22 protein-coding genes are annotated in these 21,924 nt (G+C 51.0%); 6 read left to right on the top strand and 16 right to left on the bottom strand.

What is annotated here, in order from left to right; genetic code table 11:
• Window positions 1–2 precede the first annotated feature (2 nt).
• From rpsQ to rpsJ, 11 genes are all read right to left on the bottom strand, one after another.
• Window positions 3–353: a 30S ribosomal protein S17 gene (gene rpsQ, locus SH451x_RS01045; protein ID WP_479360418.1), complete on the bottom strand. Its 351-nt coding sequence runs from the start codon at window positions 351–353 to the stop codon at window positions 3–5.
• 64 nt (window positions 354–417) lie between these two features.
• Complete coding sequence (gene rpmC, locus SH451x_RS01040) at window positions 418–612, bottom strand: 50S ribosomal protein L29 (protein WP_479360416.1); 195 nt, start codon at window positions 610–612, stop codon at window positions 418–420.
• Between the two features lie 47 nt (window positions 613–659).
• Window positions 660–1,067 carry a 50S ribosomal protein L16 gene (gene rplP, locus SH451x_RS01035; RefSeq protein WP_479360415.1) on the bottom strand — a complete coding sequence of 136 codons (408 nt, stop codon included), beginning with the start codon at window positions 1,065–1,067 and terminating at the stop codon, window positions 660–662.
• Window positions 1,015–1,728, bottom strand: a complete 714-nt coding sequence (rpsC, locus tag SH451x_RS01030) for a 30S ribosomal protein S3 (RefSeq protein ID WP_479360414.1) — start codon at window positions 1,726–1,728, stop codon at window positions 1,015–1,017. The genes rplP and rpsC overlap by 53 nt, the downstream gene beginning before the upstream one ends.
• Before the next feature lie 21 nt (window positions 1,729–1,749).
• Window positions 1,750–2,100, bottom strand: a complete 351-nt coding sequence (gene rplV / locus SH451x_RS01025; protein ID WP_479360413.1) for a 50S ribosomal protein L22 — start codon at window positions 2,098–2,100, stop codon at window positions 1,750–1,752.
• An 83-nt stretch (window positions 2,101–2,183) separates the two neighbouring features.
• On the bottom strand, window positions 2,184–2,447 hold the full coding sequence (rpsS, locus tag SH451x_RS01020) for a 30S ribosomal protein S19 (protein WP_479360412.1): 264 nt from the start codon (window positions 2,445–2,447) through the stop codon (window positions 2,184–2,186).
• Between the two features lie 93 nt (window positions 2,448–2,540).
• Window positions 2,541–3,398, bottom strand: coding sequence for a 50S ribosomal protein L2 (gene rplB / locus SH451x_RS01015; RefSeq protein ID WP_479360410.1), 858 nt, complete (start codon window positions 3,396–3,398; stop codon window positions 2,541–2,543).
• A gap of 48 nt (window positions 3,399–3,446) precedes the next feature.
• Window positions 3,447–3,767: a 50S ribosomal protein L23 gene (gene rplW, locus SH451x_RS01010; protein ID WP_479360409.1), complete on the bottom strand. Its 321-nt coding sequence runs from the start codon at window positions 3,765–3,767 to the stop codon at window positions 3,447–3,449.
• A 3-nt stretch (window positions 3,768–3,770) separates the two neighbouring features.
• Window positions 3,771–4,424: a 50S ribosomal protein L4 gene (gene rplD / locus SH451x_RS01005; RefSeq protein ID WP_479360408.1), complete on the bottom strand. Its 654-nt coding sequence runs from the start codon at window positions 4,422–4,424 to the stop codon at window positions 3,771–3,773.
• 6 nt (window positions 4,425–4,430) lie between these two features.
• The gene (rplC, locus tag SH451x_RS01000; RefSeq protein ID WP_479362937.1) at window positions 4,431–5,081 is read right to left on the bottom strand and encodes a 50S ribosomal protein L3; all 651 of its coding nucleotides are present in this window, start codon (window positions 5,079–5,081) and stop codon (window positions 4,431–4,433) included.
• Between the two features lie 248 nt (window positions 5,082–5,329).
• On the bottom strand, window positions 5,330–5,656 hold the full coding sequence (gene rpsJ / locus SH451x_RS00995; RefSeq protein WP_479360407.1) for a 30S ribosomal protein S10: 327 nt from the start codon (window positions 5,654–5,656) through the stop codon (window positions 5,330–5,332).
• Window positions 5,657–6,546: 890 nt separating this feature from the next.
• Between rpsJ and SH451x_RS00990 the strand changes: the two genes are divergently transcribed.
• Window positions 6,547–8,694, top strand: coding sequence for a CRTAC1 family protein (locus tag SH451x_RS00990; protein WP_479360406.1), 2,148 nt, complete (start codon window positions 6,547–6,549; stop codon window positions 8,692–8,694).
• Window positions 8,695–8,700: 6 nt separating this feature from the next.
• On the opposite strand, the gene SH451x_RS00985 is transcribed toward SH451x_RS00990, so the two are convergent.
• The gene (locus SH451x_RS00985) at window positions 8,701–11,736 is read right to left on the bottom strand and encodes a CRTAC1 family protein (RefSeq protein WP_479360405.1); all 3,036 of its coding nucleotides are present in this window, start codon (window positions 11,734–11,736) and stop codon (window positions 8,701–8,703) included.
• A 289-nt stretch (window positions 11,737–12,025) separates the two neighbouring features.
• Here SH451x_RS00985 and SH451x_RS00980 point away from each other — a divergent pair, with 289 nt between their 5' ends.
• The gene (locus SH451x_RS00980) at window positions 12,026–13,264 is read left to right on the top strand and encodes a hypothetical protein (RefSeq protein ID WP_479360404.1); all 1,239 of its coding nucleotides are present in this window, start codon (window positions 12,026–12,028) and stop codon (window positions 13,262–13,264) included.
• Between the two features lie 20 nt (window positions 13,265–13,284).
• Here the strand turns inward: SH451x_RS00980 and SH451x_RS00975 are convergent, their stop codons facing one another.
• Window positions 13,285–14,322, bottom strand: a complete 1,038-nt coding sequence (locus tag SH451x_RS00975; RefSeq protein WP_479360402.1) for a hypothetical protein — start codon at window positions 14,320–14,322, stop codon at window positions 13,285–13,287.
• Window positions 14,323–14,728: 406 nt separating this feature from the next.
• On the bottom strand, window positions 14,729–15,547 hold the full coding sequence (locus tag SH451x_RS00970; protein WP_479360401.1) for a 3'-5' exonuclease: 819 nt from the start codon (window positions 15,545–15,547) through the stop codon (window positions 14,729–14,731).
• A 137-nt stretch (window positions 15,548–15,684) separates the two neighbouring features.
• On the opposite strand from SH451x_RS00970, the gene SH451x_RS00965 reads away from it, so the two are divergent.
• From SH451x_RS00965 to nadB, 3 genes are read left to right on the top strand one after another with little or no spacing between them, the layout of a single operon-like run.
• Complete coding sequence (locus tag SH451x_RS00965; RefSeq protein ID WP_479360399.1) at window positions 15,685–16,236, top strand: dual specificity protein phosphatase family protein; 552 nt, start codon at window positions 15,685–15,687, stop codon at window positions 16,234–16,236.
• Window positions 16,237–16,292: 56 nt separating this feature from the next.
• Window positions 16,293–16,775, top strand: a complete 483-nt coding sequence (locus SH451x_RS00960) for a hypothetical protein (RefSeq protein ID WP_479360398.1) — start codon at window positions 16,293–16,295, stop codon at window positions 16,773–16,775.
• Window positions 16,772–18,415, top strand: a complete 1,644-nt coding sequence (gene nadB / locus SH451x_RS00955; RefSeq protein WP_479360397.1) for an L-aspartate oxidase — start codon at window positions 16,772–16,774, stop codon at window positions 18,413–18,415. The genes SH451x_RS00960 and nadB overlap by 4 nt, the downstream gene beginning before the upstream one ends.
• A 50-nt stretch (window positions 18,416–18,465) precedes the next feature.
• On the opposite strand, the gene SH451x_RS00950 is transcribed toward nadB, so the two are convergent.
• The gene (locus SH451x_RS00950; RefSeq protein WP_479360396.1) at window positions 18,466–20,718 is read right to left on the bottom strand and encodes a M56 family metallopeptidase; all 2,253 of its coding nucleotides are present in this window, start codon (window positions 20,716–20,718) and stop codon (window positions 18,466–18,468) included.
• On the bottom strand, window positions 20,715–21,098 hold the full coding sequence (locus SH451x_RS00945) for a BlaI/MecI/CopY family transcriptional regulator (protein WP_479360395.1): 384 nt from the start codon (window positions 21,096–21,098) through the stop codon (window positions 20,715–20,717). The genes SH451x_RS00950 and SH451x_RS00945 overlap by 4 nt, the downstream gene beginning before the upstream one ends.
• 345 nt (window positions 21,099–21,443) lie before the next feature.
• Between SH451x_RS00945 and SH451x_RS00940 the strand changes: the two genes are divergently transcribed.
• Window positions 21,444–21,875: a hypothetical protein gene (locus SH451x_RS00940; protein WP_479360394.1), complete on the top strand. Its 432-nt coding sequence runs from the start codon at window positions 21,444–21,446 to the stop codon at window positions 21,873–21,875.
• Window positions 21,876–21,924: the final 49 nt, after the last annotated feature.

Here is a 21,924-nt window from a genome sequence, read left to right as displayed (position 1 = left end):
ATTTACTCGCTAGCTCCGCCTTGCTCGCCACTGGAAAGTCCACTCAAGGCCGATTGCTGTTCGTCGGTTTGTTGCGATCGCGCCAAACGCAATGCTGCAACGTCTACTTCTTTGCTCTTCTCAAGCACTTGAACCAATCGCCAGCGTTTCAGCTTGGACAGCGGACGCGACTCCTCAATTCGCACTCGATCGCCCATCGCTGACTCGTTATTCTCGTCATGGACGTGGCAAATCGTCTTGCGTTTGATGATCTTCGAGTACTGCTTGTGGCTAACCACGCGCGGGATCTCTACTCGGCGAGTCTTACTCGCACGATCGCTGGTTACAACACCTTCCAAAATTCGACGTGGCATATTTCGTTTACCGATTAAAACTCTTGTCTCTTACCGACCGAACCAACGGCCATCTCAAGCGTTACTACTTGACGCTTGCTCGTTCATTTTGCAATGTTCGCACCTTCGCAATCAAGCGGCGGTTTTTCCGCAACTGATTGGTGGCATCGTTCCGCTCAGTCTGCGACTGAATTCGCATACGGAAAATATTCTCCGCAGCTTCCTTCGCCGTCGCTTCCAGCTGTTCGTCGCTCATTTCTCGCAAATCGCGAATACTCATCTCAATTCCTCTCGACTTTGACCAACTGTCGGCGGCACGCCGACAATTTACATCGGGCGTCGTCGTACCAATCGAACCTTAATAGGCATCTTTGCTGCCAGACGTGCAAAGCAAACTTTCGCTTGCTGCTCGCTCACACCAGCCAACTCATATAAAACCGTGCCCGGTTTTACGACTGCGACCCAGTAATCTGGTTCGCCTTTACCTTTACCCATTCGAGTTTCCAACGGCTTCGATGAAACCGGTTTATCTGGAAAAATTCGAATGTACAGCTTACCTTCACCACGGACGTATTGGTTTGCCGCGATACGACCCGCTTCGATTGTCTGAGCTGGAATCCAGCCTGCTTGTTCACTTTGCAAACCGAATTCACCAAAGACAACCGTATTCCCGCGGGTTGCGTTACCTTTTATACGACCTCTTTGGCTTTTTCGGTGCTTGACCCGCTTGGGCATCAGCGCCATCTTTACCATCTCCCGCGTAAGAACCTTGATTTACCCAAACCTGAATACCGATGTTCCCCTGAGGGGTTGAGGCCTCGGCGAAACCATAATCAATCTTTGCCTGGATCGTGCTCAGGGGCAGGGCACCTGCATTTCCCTTTTCGCATCGAGCCATTTCAGCTCCACCCAATCGCCCCGACATCTGAATCTTGATGCCCTTGGCACCCGCATCCATTGTCGTTTCAATCGCTCGCTTCATGGTTCGACGGAAACTACTGCGCCGTACCAATTGATTCGCTATGTCTTCTGCAACAAGCTGAGCGTAGATCTCAGGTCGCGACAACTCTTCAATCTTAAGATTGACACGTCGTCCGATCAGGTTCTGCAACTCCTCTTGTAGATCTTCGACTTCCTGTCCCTTCTTGCCAATGATCAAGCCTGGCTTGGCCACAAACAAGATCACACGCACCTCGTCGCGAGTCCGCTCGATCTCAATTCGATCGATTCCAGCCTGGCGATAATTTTGCTTTGTTGGATGCTGCTTAATGAACTTGCGAATCTTCTGATCTTCGACCAGCAGCTCTGCAAAATCCTTCTTACCTGCGTACCAACGACTCTTCCATCCAGTAACAATACCGGTACGAAAACCAATTGGATTGACTTTTTGACCCATGTTTGATCTGCCTAATTCGCGTTAATCCAAAAGTTCCAAGCTTACCGTAATGTGACTGGAACGCTTTAAAATCTTAAACGCCTGACCACGAGCGTGAGGTTGAAACCGCTTAAAAATCGGTCCGCCATCAACGTGAGCTTCTGTAACGACCAATTGTTCAGGAGAATGAGATCTTCCCTCATTCTGATCTGGATCTTGTGCGTTACCAATTGCACTGCGAATTACCTTCTCCAACATTCGCGCCCCACGATGCGGCTGGTATCGCAAGATTTCCATCGCCTCATCAGCGAACTTACCTCGCACCAGATCCGCCAAGGGACGAACCTTGCGGGCGCTAATCCGAGCGTAACGATGCGTAGATCGAAACGACATGACTATCTTGCTCCCAAATTTCCGTCAGCTAAATCAAACCTGCAAACGCTGCACGATCACACGACCGTTGCCGCAAACACTTGTTACCGCTTATTACCTTTACCGCCATGGCCTTTGAAGGTCCGCGTCGGAGCAAACTCGCCCAACTTATGACCCACCATGTCTTCAGTTACCAAAACCCGAATGTGCTGGCGTCCGTTATGGACCATGAACGTTGCACCGACGAATTCAGGTACAATCGTGCAGCGCCGCGCCCATGTTGTAATGGGAGCCGAGCTTCCGATCTTGCTAAACTTCTCAAACAATCTCGGGTCGACAAATGGACCCTTTTTCGTTGAACGTCCCATGAACTAAACGCCACTCTCGAGCTGTGCTGTAACCAACTAAAACACCTACCGTCACTAAACCTCGCCAAAGCAAAGCTGAGTAACATTCGTTTACTATCTCAACTTCAACTGGCCATACCGAACCGACTTGCGTCGTCGAATAATCGCCGTGTTCGAAGGCTTGCGAGGACGTCGTGTCCCACCACCCTTGGCAGGCTTGCCGGTCGGACTAACAGGATGACGACCACCCTTAGTACGACCTTCACCACCACCGTGCGGATGGTCAATTGGATTCATCGCTGTTCCACGAACCGTCGGGCGGATGCCCTTCCAACGATTTCGTCCAGCCTTACCAATTACAATCGCATCATGATCAGGATTACTAACTTTACCAATGGTCGCACGGCAGCGACTCGGTACACGGCGAACTTCCCCACTAGGAAGCTGCAACTGCGCCCACGTGCCTTCACGAGCCATCAAAACTGCCGAAGTTCCAGCCGAACGGCACAACATTGCGCCACGTCCAGGCTGAATTTCGATACAGCAAACTTCAGTACCGGGCGGAATACTCCGCATCGGCATACAGTTACCAACAGTCGGCGCAACCGTATCACCGTTACTCACGATCTGACCAGCCTTCAAACCGTCAGTCGCAACTACGTAACGCTTTTCACCGTCGCGATAAACCAGCAGAGCAATACGAGCCGATCGATTCGGGTCATACTGGACCGAGTCAACTTTGGCATCAACACCATCTTTGGTGCGATGAAAATCGATGACTCGATACAGTTGCTTGTGCCCACCGCCACGATGTCGCGCGGTGATCTTACCTTGATTGTTTCGTCCACCATGTCGCTTAAGACGCTTTAGCAGAGACTTCTCTGGCTTAGCACCTGGCGTCAGCTCAGCGAAATCGCTTACGCTCGCACCGCGGCGTCCTGGCGAAGTTGGTTTGTAATGTCGAATACCCATGTCTTTATTTCCTGAAGCAGCCTATAAGGTGTTAAAACACATCACGGCCTAGAAAAACTCCAGCTTATTGTCCTCATGCAGCTTCACGATGGCCTTCTTCCAAGCCTTCGTAACGCCTTCTTTTGCCTTGTAACGTCGAGATTTGCCCTTGCGATTCTGTGTCGCAACCGCGGAAACCTTAACATTAAAAAGCTCTTCGATCGCAGCCTTAATCTGAACCTTGGTCGCCAAAGGGTTCACTTGAAAAACATAGCGATTATGACGCGATGCTTTGTGAATACCTTTTTCGGTAACCAATGGCTTAATCACAATTTGATGAGGCGACAAATCTAAACTTGTCACAATCCGTTTCTTAGTTGCAGTTGCCATCGCTTAGCCATTCCCCTCTGAAGAAGAACTTCCCGCACACTTCGACAACAAGCTGTCCAACGCTTCGCGTGTCACCACCAGCTTGCGAGGTCGCAGGACGTTCAACGCATTCAAATCACCCACCGGCGAGACAGTCACGCCCGGAATGTTTCGAGTGCTCAAGTAAACGTTTCGATCCAATCCAGCAGTCGCAATCGTTGCCGTCTTGCCAGACAAGCCTAACGCCTGAATAGCGGAAAACATCGTCTTAGTCTTCACAGCATCAACAGTCAAACGATCAACCACAACCACCGATCCGCTTTCGATCTTCGAAGCAATCGCCATACGCGTTGCAGCTTGAACAGCCTTGCGCGGCAGCCGATAGTAATACGATCGAGGCTGACGAGCATTCGCATGACCACCACCACGGCGAACCGGAGATCGCTTCGAACCAGCTCGAGCGTTACCCGTTCCCTTTTGACGGTACATCTTCTTCGTCGAACCCGACACTTCACTCCGTGTCTTGGACTTATTACTACCTTGACGCTGGTTCGCCAAGTACATCACCACCACATCATGCAGCAGCTGCTTGGTTACTTTAGGCGCAATCTGACGCGGGTCGACTTCAACGTCGCCGACTTGCTTGCCAGACATATCTAAAACAGGAAGCGTTACCATTTCGGCCTAACCAACTTTATTTGTTTCGCGAATAATCACATACCCACCGGCCGCCCCAGGAACAGCACCGCGGACCAACAGCAAATTGTTCTCAGTATCGACGCGAACAACCTTCAGGTTTCGCATCGTCATCCGATCATTGCCATAGCGACCAGGCATCTTACGACCCTTGACGGATCGACCAGGATACGTACCAGCCTGAGTACCACCAGCATGGCGATGCACCTTCTTCACACCGTGCGTCGCTCGTTGACCAGCAAAATTGTGTCGCTTCATAACCCCAGCGTAACCACAACCCTTAGTAATGCCGGTCACATCAACGGCCTCTACACCATCAAGCACATCAACCTTGATCTCTGCTCCAACTTCCGCAGACGGCTCATCCATTCGGAACTCGCGAACAAATCGCTTTGGCTCGCAATTGGCCTTCGGAAGAGTCTCGACTCCCGCAGCACGGGAAGAACGCTTGGAACTGATCGCAGCAACATGACCACGAACGGAACGGCTCACAGATTCACGGGAGCGATCACCAAAGCCCAGCTGGATTGCAGAATAACCGTCGCGATCAACCGTGCGGACCTGCAAAACGTGGCAAGGCCCTGCCTGGATAACAGTGACAGGAACGGCGGATCCGTCCTCTAGATAAACTTGCGTCATGCCGACCTTGCGGCCGAGTATACCCTTCGCCATCGTCACTATTTCCTGTCGATCGCTTTGCCTAGCAGGACCAATCAAAACCAGAGAAGCGTCGCGGCACCGAAGCACCAAACTCCCTGTCGCTCGACGAAAGCCTGACTAAAACAGCCAGACCACTCGAGCACTCGATAGGTTACCTACCAGACTTCCACGGCATATAAATTTCTTAGGGAAGCTGGAATCGGAACAAAAACACCCACAAACTCAGATCAGCGAGAAGTCGCCTTGATCTTTATGTCTACCCCGGCAGGCAAGCTCAACTTATTCAACGCCTCGATTGTTCGAGCGGTCGCTTGCTTGATGTCGATTAGACGCTTGTGCGTGCGAATTTCAAATTGCTGACGAGCTTTCTTGTCGATATTCGGACCAGAAAGCACCGTGTACCGCTCAATTCGAGTCGGCAATGGAATCGGACCATGTACTTCCGAGTGAGTACGCTTAGCAGTTTCAACGATCTCCAGGGCGCTCTGATCCAAAACGGCATGGTCGTAAGCTTCCATCCGAATTCGAATCACTTCGTGCGAACCTGCAGACACGTTTGATATTCCTTGAAACTACACACAGACATCACTTCGGAACAACCCGAAACCACTCGAACCACTCGGTTCTACGCTCAACTTCAGAATCACCGAAGTGAAAAAAGTTAAGACGAAGCGGTATCTCGCTCAGCGAGAGCGGAAGAGAATACGACTGCCTCCAAGTATCGTCAACATCAAAAACGAAGTTGGGGCAAGTTTTTTCGAGCAGTGCGGTAGCGAAAATGCCAGCAATTCCGGTACGTTTTCGCTTAAAACTGTGGAAAACGCGTCGACACTCAATTTTGAGTTCAGCGGAACTCGACCACTCCAATCAGCGATCTGAACGGCACTTGAGCTCCTCTGAAAAGGCACCGCCTGCCGATTCTAAACCTCTGACACAAAGGCACTTGCGTCACAGCTACAACCGTCTGGTCATCAATTATGTAAGTCAGATGGAACACTGACCGTCTACCCAATCAGATCGCAGCAAACCAGGAAAGCTTCCCAGCTCTTTCTGACAGCGACGGCGTCGGCAGATCCCGACACTTATTTACGAAAACCCTTGCTACAATAAAGTATTAATGTAGCTCTTGCTTTTCTCGGCTAACGCTTGGCTTGGCTGCACATTAGGCATCTGCAGTAGTTGTGGGCCATTGACTCAGGAAGCTTGTATGTACTACGGGAACATTCGTTGCTCGCGCACCGGAAGAGTAAGAGGGCTGGGCCTATGCTTTCTCCTCGCCATTCCCGTGCTGGGTATCGCTGCCTATTGGGTTTCGAGCGACGTGGCAACATCTGACGGCGGGCCTCGTCCACGGCCAGTCAAAAAAGAATCGCCCGCAAACTCGGGCGCGAACTCTGTCCCTGCAAACGCTGCAGAAAAGTTATCGGTTCCCAAGCAACCATCAATGACCCGACTGGCAGATGTGTCGAACGCTCAACCTCGCCACCACATGGACACGAGCGGTTTTACCTTGATGATCCCCTCGGACCCGTGGAGCCCAACGGCGTCATTGGATGAATTTAAGAAAAACTGGATTGCTTACCGCGACTTCCAAGGTGAGAAGATCGATCGCCTGTTATCAAAGGTCGATGCCACCAGCCAATCGGAAGGCCCCCTTTTAGCCGCTAAAGCAAGCTTCCTTATGTCCGAGGGACGAGCCGATGAAGCTTGCGAGGTACTTGAGCAATTGCGTCACGGAGTTCAGTCGAGGGGCCTAGACGAGATGCGAAAAATGCTGAGCAGCGTCGTCTTTTTTCAAGGCATGGCCGCTCTGCGACTTGGAGAAAACGAAAATTGCGTGATGTGCTTAGGGGAAGGGGCCTGCATCCTTCCAATTCAAAGCGCAGGAGTGCACCAAAGGCCCCGAGGCTCTCGATCGGCTGTGGAGTACTTTACCGAATATCTAGACGCTTTCCCAGACGACCTGGAAGCTCGATGGCTACTAAACCTGGCCCACATGACACTGGGGGAGTACCCCGATAATGTTTCACCAAAGTATTTGTTAGGCCTTAAGCATTATCACAACAAAGAGTTTAGCATTGAACCGTTTAAGGATATCGCTCCGACAGTGGGCTTGAATCGTTTCAATCAAGCTGGTGGTGCAATTATGGATGACTTCGACAACGATGGCCTCTTGGACCTTGTCGAATCGAGCATGGATCCCAAGGAAAACATGGCGATTTATCGAAATCTTGGAAATGGCAAGTTTGAAGAAAGGACTGAGACCAGCGGAATTGGAAGTCAGTTTGGCGCTCTGTATTGCGTGCAGGGAGATTTTAATAACGACGGACTTTTGGATGTCTATTTACCGCGTGGCGCATGGCTTCCGTATCCCGTGCGACCATCGCTACTACGAAACGATGGCAATTTCCATTTCACCGATGTAACAGACCAATCGGGTTTAGCCGAATCGCTCAATTCCAATTGCGCACAATGGGCAGACTACGACAACGACGGTTGGCTCGATCTATTCGTCTGCTGTGAAAGACAACCCAACCGCCTGTATCGAAACCTTGGCAACGGAACATTCGAAGAGGTCGCTCAACTTGCCGGTCTAAAAGCGGATGTGTCAGCGTATTGCAAAGCCGCAACCTGGACCGACTACGACAATGATGGTTATCCAGATTTGTTTACCAACAACCTTGAAGGCACCGCGGCCTTGTTTCACAATAATCGCGACGGCACTTTTACTAACTCAACGTTGGCAATGGGAATCGACGGCCCTCAATATGGGTTTGCATGCTGGACTTGGGACTTCAATAACGATGGATGGCTCGATATTTTCGCGACCTGTTATTCCCGCACGCTCAAAGAAGTAGTGAAAGGCCTCGAGGGAACGCCGCACAGCATCGAATCGAACCGACTGTTCCTTAACGTCGAAGGCAAACACTTCAAAGATGTGACCAAAGACGCGAGCCTCGATATGGTGTTTTCCACGATGGGCTGCAATTTTATGGATGTTGACAACGACGGATACCTCGATTTCTATCTGGGGACCGGCGAGCCAAGTCTTACGATGCTAGTCCCCAATCGAATGTTCAAAAACATTCAAGGCGAAAGGTTCGCAGAAATCACGAGTACAGCGCGCGTCGGTCACCTGCAAAAGGGACATGCAGTCACGAGCGCCGACTGGAATCGCGACGGCGACGCCGACGTCTTTATTCAAATGGGCGGTGCGATCGACGGCGACAAATTTCATAACGTTTTGTTCGACAACCCAGGTAACGACAATGCTTGGATCAACGTCAAATTGCTCGGAACAAAATCAAATAAAGCCGCGATCGGAGCTCGAATCAAGGTCAGTACCAACTCCCGCTCTGCACCCCATGTTTACCGTCAAGTGTCCTCGGGCAGCAGCTTTGGAGCAAATTCACTCGAACAGCTAATTGGGTTAGCAGATGCTACGGCCATTGAATCAATAGAAGTTTTTTGGCCGACCAGTGGCACTACGCAAGTCTTCACAGACGTTGGCATCAAACAGCATCTTGAGATCACCGAACAGCTTGACGAATTCCGAACACTCAAACCGAAGACAATCACTCTAGATAATTAGCCAAGCTCAGTCTTCAATTAGTTCTGAAACACCTTCAATCGCCAAATACGACTGGTTGGCTGGGACTGCTAAGAAGCTTTGTTCCTGCCCGCTGGGCCAACGGATGGTTAGTTCGTCAATCAACTGATGATCGCCGATTCCGATGTCCAGTACCGCTTGATTGGAGCAACCGTACCCATTGCCGCGCACAGACTCGGTAAACCATCTGTCATCTTTGCATTTCAGACTTACTACTGCCCCCGTCGCATCGCGATCGGAAACAACTCCGACCAGCCTCACCCGCACAACAGATCCACCTGCGGTGTTGTTCTGTAACAGGGCAATGGGACGATCGAGGTGTGTCGCAACAAAATCCATTTTCAGGTCATTATTCCAGTCCAGCATGGTTAGCACACGCCCCAGGGCAGCCTTGGTGAAGTATTCGTCGATCTCCACCCCATCCACTTTCTTGAAGCCTTGTGCACTTCCCGCAAAGAATTCTGGCGGCATAGCATATGGCACTCCTTTGTAACTGAAATCCTCTACGTGACCGTTGAGCACAACTAAATCGAGCCACCCGTCACGATCAATATCGATGGCTTGCGTGCCGAACCCCAAGGTTTGCTTGTTGTTTGCGTTAAAACCATAACGCACGCTAACTTCTGAGAAAACGCCGTTCTGTCGTCCGCTATAAACAACATTCGATTCGTTCAAAAAATTCGTGATGAAGAAGTCTAAGCGGCCGTCGCGATTGAAATCACCACTTGCGATCCCCATGGAAGCCTGAGGGACTCCCAACGCGTCGTACGCAACCCCTTTCGCCGCCGCTTGGTCAGCCAGCGTATAACGCATATATTTCGTCGACGGTGATTCGGTCTTTTCAAACTCGTGCGCAATGAAAAATGTATTCGCATTCATATCGTTGGCAATGTAGACATCATTGCCAAGCGCGGAATCAAAATTGGTGACAAGCAGACCAAAGCCACGTCCATCTCGCGTTTCGATTCCCGCTCGAACCTTCGCTTCCACAAACCCTCCATGCTGATCACTAATCAGGAACAGATCATTCTTTGCGGCATATTCGGTCGGCGCACACACGCCCGACTTGCCTTGCTGATTGACGCATTCACGGAGAACCATTTCATCGACAGCGGCATAATTGACGCAGATCAGATCGGGTAAACCGTCACCTGAAATATCCGCCATCGCAGCAGAAGTCGTAGCCGAATTCCGATCCGTTTCGAAAGCAGGAACGGCTACTCTTTGAAAGGTTCCGTCGCCTTGATTCTTCCAAAGTGAATTCCCACCCAGATTGGCTATTAGAAGGTCGGCCCAACCATCGCCATCAAAATCGCCAACCGTTGCCCCTACTCCCCAAGCGCCGTCGTGAACGCCAACGGTATTTGCAACGTCCAGCCAACCAACGCTCTGTAAATTCTTGAAAAATCCCGGCCTTCTTTCGAAGCTTGGATCGCGCGGATCGCCCCCCCCCTGAGGCAAAACGAGATCAGGCCAGCCATCTAAATCATAATCGAGAACACCCACGCCCCCACCAAAACTTTGGTACATCTTCAGTGCCCCGATCGTATTCTCCTTACTTGCATTGTCGTGCCAGAAATTGAGCCCGACCGACGCGGCAATATCCGTAAGCTGAAACGCCACCTGTCTCGAACTCATCTCTATTTCTTCGAGTTCTGCCACATCATATAAATCACTCAGTCGGACTTCAGCTTGATTTGGTAGAGCCGTCAACTCGGACACAGTTTTAGGCAATGCCGCAAACTCTGGTGTGGAAAGGCCCGGCGTCAAATTTTGCGCCGCGATTTTCTGCTCCGGAGAAGCGGGCATCTTAATTCGCAAAGCGTTCATCCATGCCGCGGCTTCGGTGTGACGTTGCATAGGGCGCAAATGACCGACCAGCTTCTGCACAAGAGGCACTGTCGCTCGCGGATCCGAACCGCCGATAGACGACATCAGCTGCCGGACTGCAGTGGAGTGTTCAAGCTGTTGCGTAATATCTTTGCTGATCTCAACCGCATCGAGTGATTCAGCGACGCGAGCAAGCGAAGTCCATGCTTCGGTGTCGCCATTGTGGACTTGCAGCGCTCGAGCGTAGCAATGCGCCGCAGATCTGCTTTCGTTAGCCGCCTCGAAGCAATTACCTTCCGCAATCCAGATAAACAAATTGCGGCGATGCTCAACCGGGACCAAGGCTATTTGTTGAGCTGCCATTGCATAGCTTCCAAGTTTCGCGTGACAGTAAGCGCGATACGCCGCAACATCGTACGCAATCCTTGGTTCTCGCGACGCCTCTTCAAGCGAATCTAAGGCGGCCTTGAAATCTTGCAGATGCATCGCGTTGTACGCGATTGAAAGATATGGAATCGAATTCGCCGGCCGTTGAGCAAGGATTTCTTTTGCTTGATCATCGGAGAAAAGAGGCTGCCTTACATCCAACAAGCTTAATAGCAAACTCTGGTCTGCGCGTCCCTGGCTAATAAGCTGATAAATTAGAGGCAGAGCTTCATAACGTCGGCTTTGACGGTGCAACGATTCAACGAGATCACGAATCGCTTCCGAGTCCTCAGCCGAATGTTCAAGGAGCTTACGGTACTTTGCTTCGGCCTCGAGCCAATCGCCGCGAATTATCTGCCACTTAGCAGACGTGATAACAGCCAAGCGTCCAATAGCATCGTCCTGAGTCGAGATCGAATCGACGATGGAGATCGCCGTTTCCTGCTCCCCTTTTTCCCAGTGAACGGCCCCAACAACCAACAGTGCAAGCGGATTTTCCGGCTCGATTAACAGGACTTGCGAAGCTTCAGCGAACGCCTCCTCTATTCGCTGTTGATGCATCAGTTGTGCGGCCCGTTCGGCTGATGGCTTGGTGGCTAAACCAGAAGTTGCAATCGCACTGGTTTCCGCATTGGGAGCGTTCGATTTCTGCTCCTTTTTTGTAACATCGATCTTTTTTTGTGATTCGCAGCCACACAACAAAAGATTGGCTAGAGAAAGCACACAACATGTGAAGAAGATACTTGGTCGACAAAATCGAACAGCCATGAAACGCCTAGCGCTGCCGCAACGAGAAAACGCAAGTTTTGAACCGCAATGCAATTGCGAAGCTACCAAGTCTAAACGTCACTGACGGCCACCGCTACTGGCTTAACGGGAAATGTCGAGCGTACACGATGGATTTGTTTGGGAATGCAAAGTGTGTGGTTCGCTGAATCGGGAACCCTAAACTGTTCCAAAAAAGTTCGGCAATAAGTCGGCCCTTAAAGCGTAAATGCGGGCTGGACGAGAAATTGGCTACTCATATAAATCACTTCTTCGGCATTTTGAGTAAGTCGTGTATAAACGACAGAAGACGGAGCGTTTTCGCATCAAATCGGACGAGCAATGCCATTTTCAAATCCAGATCCTTCAAATGAATAGCCCAACCTCTCCTATCGAAACAATAGCATCGATCACACGCGAGCAAGGTAAACTTGCTGCCGTAAACTGGTTGGTCGACCATCTTCGTGAGCAAGACCAACTGTCTGAACTCTTCGAAGCGCTCAAAATGCGATTGCGAATCGAAATTGGCATGCCTCCCGTCGCTTCCGATGGTGATCCACGTTTAGCAGAAGAACACAACGATGACCTTGAGCGAGGGCTAATTGAAGCTTGTCGCGAAGTTGGCTCGAAACTTTTGAGTCGGGGTAGACTCGAAGAAGGCTGGATGTACATGCGCGCAGTGGGCGACTTGCCGGCGGCCGCAGAAGCTTTAAAAGACGTCGCTGTGACCGAGGATAACTTGGATGCAATCCTATTGCTGCTAATGCAAGAAGGAATCGATCCAAAACGTGGTACCATCGAGTGCCTGAAACATCGCGGTACATGCAATACCATCACGATGCTAGAGTCCGTCGTTGCCATGCGAGGTCGCGCTGATCAACAAGCCGCAGTAGGTGTGCTAGTGGACCACGTCCATGAGGAAGTGCTGCGGAACGTTCGAGCAGACTTGGAACGTCGCGAAGGCAGCCAACCGGCGGAACAAACACTTGAAGCGATACTCGCTGCTCGGCCACAACTGCTGCAAGGAGGCGCTTATCATCTCGATACAACTCACATCGCCTCAACAGTTCGCTTCGCTAGAGTGCTTGATGACCAAGAAACGCTGCGAAAGTCGCTTGATCTTGCTATCTATGGTCGACACTTGCACTCGCAATACCATTACAGCAGCGAAGAACCGTTCGTACCGCTCTATCCTATGTCAATTGCCTTCTTCCGCACTTTATTAGGCGAAAAAGTTGATACCGGGCTCCAGCTCTTCCTACGCAAAGCGGAAGAACTTCCTATCGAAGAAGTCGGTACAATCGCGATAGAAACATACGTCGACCTGTTAGCCAGAATCAATCGATTTGACGAAGCTTTGAAGGAACTACTCAAGCGAATGCCGCAAGGAGTGCGTCCCATGGGCGTTGCTCCATCGCTCCTAGACCTGAGCAAGATGGCGAATGATTACGAACCGATGCAGGAGCGTTGCAAACAAATCAACGACTTGATCGGATTCGCAGCCGCAACGCTCAGCAGCTCAGAAAAATAATAACGCACTGACAGTCAAAACTACTTTTGTTCAACGGCTGCGACACCGTTCGTAGCTACCATGTGCTCGACAACGTTGGGCGTACTCCATCGCGAGAACAAAATGTACGCACTAGCCAAATCAATGGTAAGGTCATCGGCCCCCGTCCATCCAGTTGGGACGTGCATCGAAACAACCGCCGCGTTGATACTCATCGATTTCAAAGGATCCAGGTATTGGGGGAACCTAGTCGCTATAGCTCCGATCAAAACCGGTGATATAACGTTCGAATCCAAAGTCACGTAGCCACTAGGACCGTCGGTCGAAGTCACTCCCCAGTAACCGAACTTATCGATTTGGTGTTTGATGGCATCTTGCAGCATCTCTTCATAGTTTGGCTCGTTTGCAAAACAAAGCGGATAGGCATACACAAATAGGGGATAGTCCACACGACGGATTTGCATTGGAAAATCCATCCCAAACAAGCGATACAGGATTGCTCCTTCGGAAGAGTCATTCCATGTATAGGGAATAAGCTCCATCTGTTCGCTACTTTTAGTTGCGCCAGCTTGGCTATCGTCGCATGGCTTCTTGGCCCAGACAAACCCGTGCAAAAAGACGCCATCCCGCAACACGAGATCGCGGTCGATCTTTTCAAGCTGCGTTAACACCATTTCCTTCAGCGACAGATCGTTCAGCAATTCGGCTGCTCGCAAAATTCCGCTATAAAAAATCGCGGTGTCGATCGTGGAGACTTCCGAAAATGCCTTGGGATTACCCTGGGTATCTGTAAAGTGACTTAGCCAGCCGCGATTCTTAGCAGGATTCGCCGCAACAGTCTTTTCAAATGCCGTTTTTGCAATGGCCGCGACCTCTTCGGTATCGCGCAGACCTCGGGAAGCCCCTTCCGCCAAAGCTAGCACACCGAAGCCTGTCGCCGCCGAACTGACAGTACTTGGGTCCGAAGCGCGGTCCAGAAAGAGCCCGTCACGATCCTTCAACGCTTCAATTCGGTTGAGGAATGCCGACTCGTCGCTAGCAAAAAGGAACGAGACTGAAAGGAAAAGTACGGAAAACATTGTCTTTTACCCGGTTCTGAGGTGGGAAGGAGCACTTGCGCGCTTCTTATAGGTGGGACGTCAACCGTTTATCGTGCCATGTGAATTATAGCACAATCGGCATCAATGTGCACGAATTTTACTTTAATGCGACATTTATGCCAAACAAGGCACCACAGAGCGATTCAGGAAAGAATTATGCACAGCGATTTCAGGTACCGCTGGCAGCGCGACCTGAGCCAGTTCTACCCAGCCTCAAACCCCGCATTTCTTTCGTATTTCGCCTAGGTTGCCCGATGGCGTTCGAAGCGGGAGGCACCTTAGGATTTTTCCCAGGTCGCAAGCAAGAGCGGTTTTGCAGAACCTACTTCAGAGTTAGCTGGAAATGCACGCAGGGCAAGAGGCTGCACGTCCTCTGCATTTGCAATCATTCCCAAGGATTTTGCCATTCTTTCCAGCAATCTAGATACTGTTGATAAGCGGGATGCGTTTCAGCCTGACTTTCGAGCATCTGCTTGACATCTGCTGTCAGCTCGGCCTCGCGCGTCAAATCGATCAATCCCATCAACAATGCTGTTCGCAGAAAAACAAAGTACGTGTCCAAAACATCACAACGACAGTACTCGCTGATCTCGGCATGTTTTCCTTCATCATACAGCTTTTGGACCATGTCGCCTTGAACGTCCATCTTGCCCGGTTTGTCGATCAATTTGGACGCAAGATTTAGCCCCCCGCGAAACCACGTTCCACCGAAATTGGTTAGGATTTCGTGCAAATCCATATGCGACGTGACGTTATAGCGATTGCGATTTTGTTGGTAAGTTCGCTCGAAAAGATTGAACCAAGCCGGGACGCTAACGCCAAATCGATACGCTGCCAGTTCCATGAGAGGTATATCAAAGCCGCGACCATTGAACGTTACAAACGTGGGACGTTGATACGCTTCCCATCCGGTCCAAAAATGTTTCGTGATGACCGAAGGCCGAAATTGCGGCTGATCGAGAGAAACGATTTCAGCCAGCGAGAGGTCTTCGCGAACTTTCCCAATCACCACTGCGACGGGGAGGTGGTAGGTATGCGGGATGAATTCACTACCGCTTTTCTGCAACAGTTCTTGCTGAAATTTGCAGATCGCCTCTTTCCCTGTCAGCCCTTCTCCGGGAAAACGGCTGGTCGAGATAAGATCGCCGTCAGCGATGCTTTCGACGTCAAAGATAAGGTATTTGATTTTGTCGCGATTGGCCATGATGTGGATCATGTTAGCCAATTTTCGGCAGCGTTGCAGCGACCCATTAACATGGCGGACCAACAATTGCTGTTCAAATCGCAGCGTTCAAGCATAATGTTTTGGTTCACGGTTATTCCAATGAGACAAATTGCCCGATGAAATCCTTAGTAGCAAGGTCGCTATTCCTCCCGACATACGCCTGGAACATTATGCTCGGGCGGATCCTCAAGCATCGGCGTTGGTGGGACTATGTCGATCCATCTGTTATTCTCGGCGCACGACCAATGCAGCGAGACCTGAAGCGGCTTTATGAGGAGGGAGTGCGGGGCGTCGTCAACATGTGCCAAGAATTCCCCGGTCCGGTCGCTGCCTACAAAACTTTGGGAATCCAGCAGCTGTGGCTTCCGACCATCGATTTCCAGCCACCATCCATCGAGCATGTAGCCCAAGGCGTCGACTTTATTGAGCAACTATCGCAGCGAGGGGACAAGATCTATGTACATTGCAAAGCAGGTCGTGCGAGAAGTGCAACAGTCGTACTGTGCTGGTTAGTAAAACATCGTAAAATGTCGATCGAAGAAGCGCAACTTCATCTTCTTGCCTGCCGTCCACACGTTAATGCAAAGCTGGCGGACCGGTCTGTTGTACAAAACTATGTATCGCAGCTGCAGAAAATTGATGAAGAAAACGCCAACGCAAAAATTTAGCTCCCACTGCTCACGCTACTATACTGCTTCCAAGCTTACGAAAGGCCCAACTCAGAATGTCTAATTTTCCACCTAACGCTTATCAAGGTGCACCGATGGCTGCACCACCCAAAAAGAGCAACAAAACACTCTGGATCATCCTTGGAGTACTTGGAGGCCTGGGCGTAATTTGCTGCGGCGGCGGTGCGCTCGTGACCTACATGGGCTACAAAGCGGCGACCGGTATGGTTGGCGAACTTGCTCGCCAGGTCGTAGACCAATCCCCTGAAGTCCAAGCAGAAATCGGCACGGTTCAGTCTGTCAGCCTAAATCTGCAAAAGACTGGCGATACCGGTAACAATACGATGGTCTTCGACTTGGTTGGCAGCAACGGCACCGCAGAACTACTTCTGCAAGTCGACCAAGGCAATCCAAACGCGGCAAGTGCCGTTCTGCGTACCAGTGATGGGCGTGAAATTCCGCTCGAAATGCCCGACCTTTCGCAGCAAGTTGAAATGGGAGAGCCGAGCGAAATGGAACTGGAAGAATCCACTCCATGACCATAGAAGATCGATTCATCGATTACGATTGGCAGACGATACCGCGTTATCTTCTGCAACTGCAACCGAAACGAATGATGCATTACTTCACCGATGTCTTGATCATCGGTGCCGGTTTGGCTGGCTTACGTGCCGCCCAAGAAATTGATCCATCATTGAACCTGCTAATCGTAACCAAGGATCGACTTCAAGAGTCCAACAGTTCTTACGCGCAAGGCGGCATCGCCAGCGTGTGGGACCCGTCGGATGAATTCGATAATCATGTCGCCGACACGCTCACGGCCGGCGGTTCGTTATGTGATGCTAAAGTTGTTGAGCGGGTTGTACAAGAAGCTCCCGCCCGCATCGCTGAACTTATCCGTTGGGGAACCAAGTTTGACGAACGTGACGGCGAATTGCTGCTGGGCCGCGAAGGGGGACATTCGCACCAGCGGATCTTGCACGCGTTGGGCGATGCCACCGGCAAAGAAATTATGCGGGCCATTATCGATAAGACTCGCGATTTACCGAACGGCGAGATCTGGGAATCCGCCTTTACGTTAGATCTGTTGACCCAAGATGGCGTTTGTCGAGGCGCCGCGATTACACGCACCGGCAATTCACAGCCCGTGCTGGTTTGGGCCAAACAAACCATCCTGTGCACCGGAGGCTGCGGGCAAATCTATCGCGAATCGACAAACCCTCGCGTTGCGACGGGCGATGGACATGCAATCGGCTTTCGCGCTGGAGCTGTCGTACGCGATATGGAGTTCATGCAGTTCCATCCAACGGTGCTCTACATCGCCGGTTCGTCCCGCACGTTAATCACGGAAGCAATCCGTGGCGAGGGAGCGCACTTGCTCGATTCAAACGGCTACCGTTTCATGCAAGATTACGACCAGCGAATGGAACTCGCTCCCCGCGACATCGTTTCGCAGTCGATTGTGTCGCAGATGGAAAAGACACAAAGCCCTTGCGTATACTTAACGATGAAGCATTTGTCGCCGACGCACATTCGCGAACGATTTCCGGGTATTGCCAAAGTGTGTAAAGACTTCGGGCTCGACATCGCCACGGATTCAATTCCGGTCAGGCCCGGGGCTCACTATATGGTGGGTGGCCTCGCGATCGATGCAGAAGGCCAGACATCGGTTCCAGGTCTTTTTGCCGCTGGCGAAGTCACGAGCAGTGGGCTTCATGGCGCTAACCGACTCGCTTCCAACAGCTTGCTTGAAGGACTCGTCTTTGGCGCATCCGCTGGCAAGGCCGCAAACCTGCTCGCTTTAGCGGACAACGCGCCGATCCGACCACTGGAGTTGGAAGCACAGCGGTACGTACAAAACCAGCAGATTGATACGGTAGATATTCGCAATGCTCTTCGTTCTCTGATGGGACGAAAGGTCGGCGTACAGCGTAGCGAAGAACCCTTGGAAGATGCGATTCAAAACATCCTCCAATACACTCACTATGTTTTGCCACAATCTTTTGGGAGTGTCGAAGGCTGGGAGTTGCAGAACCAACTGACCGTAGCTCTCATGATGGCGATGTCAGCCCGGCAACGGCGCGAATCACGCGGCGTCCACTTGCGAACCGACTACCCCACCATGGACGACAAGAACTGGAAAGTCCACCTCGCGATCAAGCGAAAAGACGCACACTAGTGGTGCGTCAACGCTCCGAAATGCATGGCTAGTCCTACTCTCCAGGCATGTTATTCTTCACGAACCGTGGCAGCGAAGTCGCGCATAAATTCCATGTCGGAAATTGGCTGCGTACGAATCGCAAGCACCCTAGCCATTTTCTGTTGCGGTGGCTTCGCTTCATCATATGGCATCGGTGAAAAGACAAGCAGCACTTCATCCGCCGAGAGACGACTTTGTATCACCATCGAATCGGATTGAATCGAGGGAACTTGGATCGTGCATCCCATATCTGGCCGATTCGGCAGCATTGCTGGCACTTCCGCAAGCTTCACATCGCCAATCTTTGACTGTGTGAACACACATTGCAGATCGACCTTATCTCCCTCTGGCGCAACCGTATTCTTTACACAATATTTCCAACCGTCTTCGAATACCGAGATCTTGGGCTCCATCGCTCGAGCGGAATCACCCTGAACCATCGATACATCGGTGACGAACGGTCGCTGGATGACATCCTTGATAATTCCACACTGACCGTTGAACATCGTGACCCTCGGCATTTGCAACACATTGGTAAGAGGATCGCTCAGACATCCGCGAATCAGTCTTTCACTTTCCACTTGACTGACTTTGATAGCCAGTAGCGGCCCGGTCGTTTGCGTTTCCTCACTCGCCTCGGTCGCCGCAGCTTGACCGCCGGCGGCGTTAGTGGAACTTAGAGTTGCCCAAATTTTTTCGTCAGCCCGCCCACTAGCTGGAATCCGCTGACATTTTGTATCTTCGTCGCCAGAAAACCAGTCGAGTTGATTCAGATTTCGAATATTGGTTTCGATCATACGTACGTCCGCGACCACTTGCCAAGGCCCAGATTTCTCAAAGGCATCCAGTCGCTGCTTCAAAAACGCCTCCTGCGTCGGAGTCGCCATCGTTGTTAGTACGCTATCCGTAATTGTCGGGCTTCCCAACGTAGTCGGATAGGTAAAGTACGTGATGACGAACCGTTCAGCATCAATACCAGGTTGTAACTCGCTCGCCTTTCGCATTGCGGCATGGACGTTCACAGAGATTTCACGTGCTGCGTTCAACTGACTGTCAACTTCAGATGCCGGTATCATGGCTGGCAGTTCTGCCTCATCCAGCCAGCTTTGCAGATCTGGCAATTCTGCCTGTGAAGGCGCCGATTCCGTTGATTTCGCATCCGTTAAACCGCTACATGCAATGAGTGCTATTGCTGCGGAGGCAACGGTCCGTACATACCAAGGTCGATTTGATTTCATTCCCGTCAACGCTTCAATCCTCGCACGCAAGTCTTTTGATGACGACATCGCTAGGAGTCCGACGACGGGGGCGGCAGTTGCGCGACTTGCTCCACTGGCGAATCGCAAAAGTAGTTGTCCGTATGCGTTAACTTTCGATGGAGCCAACTGGCGTGTTACTACTTCGTCGGCAGCGCGTTCGATGCTATTCTGAAGCTTGGCATGCGCGACCCACGATACAGGATTGAACCAGTGTAGCGATCGTGCCAGCCCCGACACTGCTAGCACCAATGCATCGCGTCGACGGACGTGAGCGAGTTCGTGCGCGAATATCAAATCGATCTCGCTGTTCGAAAGCTGCTCTCGCCATGCGGTTGGCAGGCATAGCACCGGTCTTAAGATTCCAAAAACTGCAGGTACATGCAAGCCGTGAACTTGCCTGATCTGCGGTCGGCGTCCAACCGTCAATTGATCGCAGGTACGAAGAAGGCGGTCAACGATTTCTCGATCTTCGACAAGAACGCTACCTCGTAATCGCAAAAGAAACCGGCAATAAGCGATTGTGCTGCGACAAAGGAGGAAAGCAACGCCAGCGGCCCACAACCAAGTCATGCAACTGAGTGCGATCTGAATTAAGTGCGGTCTCTCCGCGGCGTCTGAACGACGATCTCGTGCGTGCGACGGCGAATCTAACACGACGCCTTGCGTATCCGCCTTGCTTGCCCTTGCCGGCATGGCGTTGATTGAGTTTATCGCGTGCCATGCATTAGCATCATAAAAAAAATAGTTGCTTCCGTGACGCGGTTCGTTATGTGAGCTGATTGCAAAGATGTCGTCCGCATTGATTTCCAGCTTGGGGGCCATTGCCAGCGGCGAATCGATTGAAAATGGCAGCAACAATCGTGCCACCACTAACATCCAAAGCCAACATTGAAACTTGGCCGGAATTTGCTTTTGGAACAGTGCCGCAAGAAGTAGCACCATGACGAACAACGGCAACGCTCTCCACGCCGCAATCAGGACTAAGAGCAATCCATTGCGTACTAATTCATTGATCTCGATCATTCCTTTGATCCCTTCGTTTTGGCTGATTTTGAATCGAGTAACGCGCGAAGCTGAGCCAGTTCCTCTTCGCTTAAATTCGAAGTCTTTACGAAATGCAATAGAGCCGGCGCTGCTTCGCCACCAAAAACTTTATCTATGAATGAGCGACTCGCGCAGCGAATGCAGTTACTTCGCCCCACGGCAGCGGTGTACCGATATTTTTTGCCGATCTGTTCTGTGGTCAACGCTCCTTTTTTGACAAGTCGATGGAGCATTGTCTTGACAGTGGCATCCGACCATCCGTTGCATGTGCCGAGCGCCTCGATCACATTGCTAGCTTCCGTTGGCTGAGAATCCCAGATGAGATTCATCACAATCCATTCCGCGTCCGATAGTTGCATTTACGACTCCTTTACCGATGACAGATGTAAACAGTTTACATCCGTAAACGGTCAGGACACAAGAGGACTTTGCAGAAGTTACAAAATCGCTTGGCCGGAACTCTAAATGATTTTTAAAGATAACGTTTTCAACCTAGCAATCGAAAAAGCCTCAGAATGAAACGCTCATTCATGGCTTCAAAACTGGAGCGTCAGAAAATTTCAGCCTAGTAGCTGAAGCCGAATGCGTTGGATCATTGGTACGCAAGTAGAAGCACCTATCTGCCTATGATTGCTGAGCATTTTCGTAGATGCTAGCATGATCTTAGGAAAACAAGCCCCCGTCGCATAAGTAGTTGCCTACGAATGCTAGTCACTTGTAAAACAATCGGCAGAAAAAAGCCCCTCTTCGATGATTGGTCCGTTCCCTTGCCACCGGACACCGGAGGACATGGCGATGGCGATTTTACTCTCGCGGACCTGCTCGAGTGTGTTGTTCGCTATGAAGTCAAAGCTTTTCGACAGCGCCAGATTAATCGACAGTTTGTACGTGCATTAACTGCTCCCGAGATCGAAGCCAGCGCCGCTCAAGGTAAAGTCGAAATGGGCGGCAGCGAAGTTGGCGTTCAACATGTGGATGAAGACAGTGCAGTTGCCGTCGCCTTGACCGCTTTCGAAGACGGCATGTACTTGGTCATTATCGATGACATTCAGTACAAACGGTTAGACCAACAAGTATTCGTCACACAAGACAGTCGGCTAACCTTCATTCGACTAACGCTGCTGACCGGCGCCTGAACGGCATGTTTTGTAATCTAAATCCGCATGGATGATGTTGCTTTAGTAT

This window comes from Njordella aestuarii, assembly GCF_056494165.1.
This window is presented reverse-complemented; position numbering and strand designations above follow the sequence as displayed.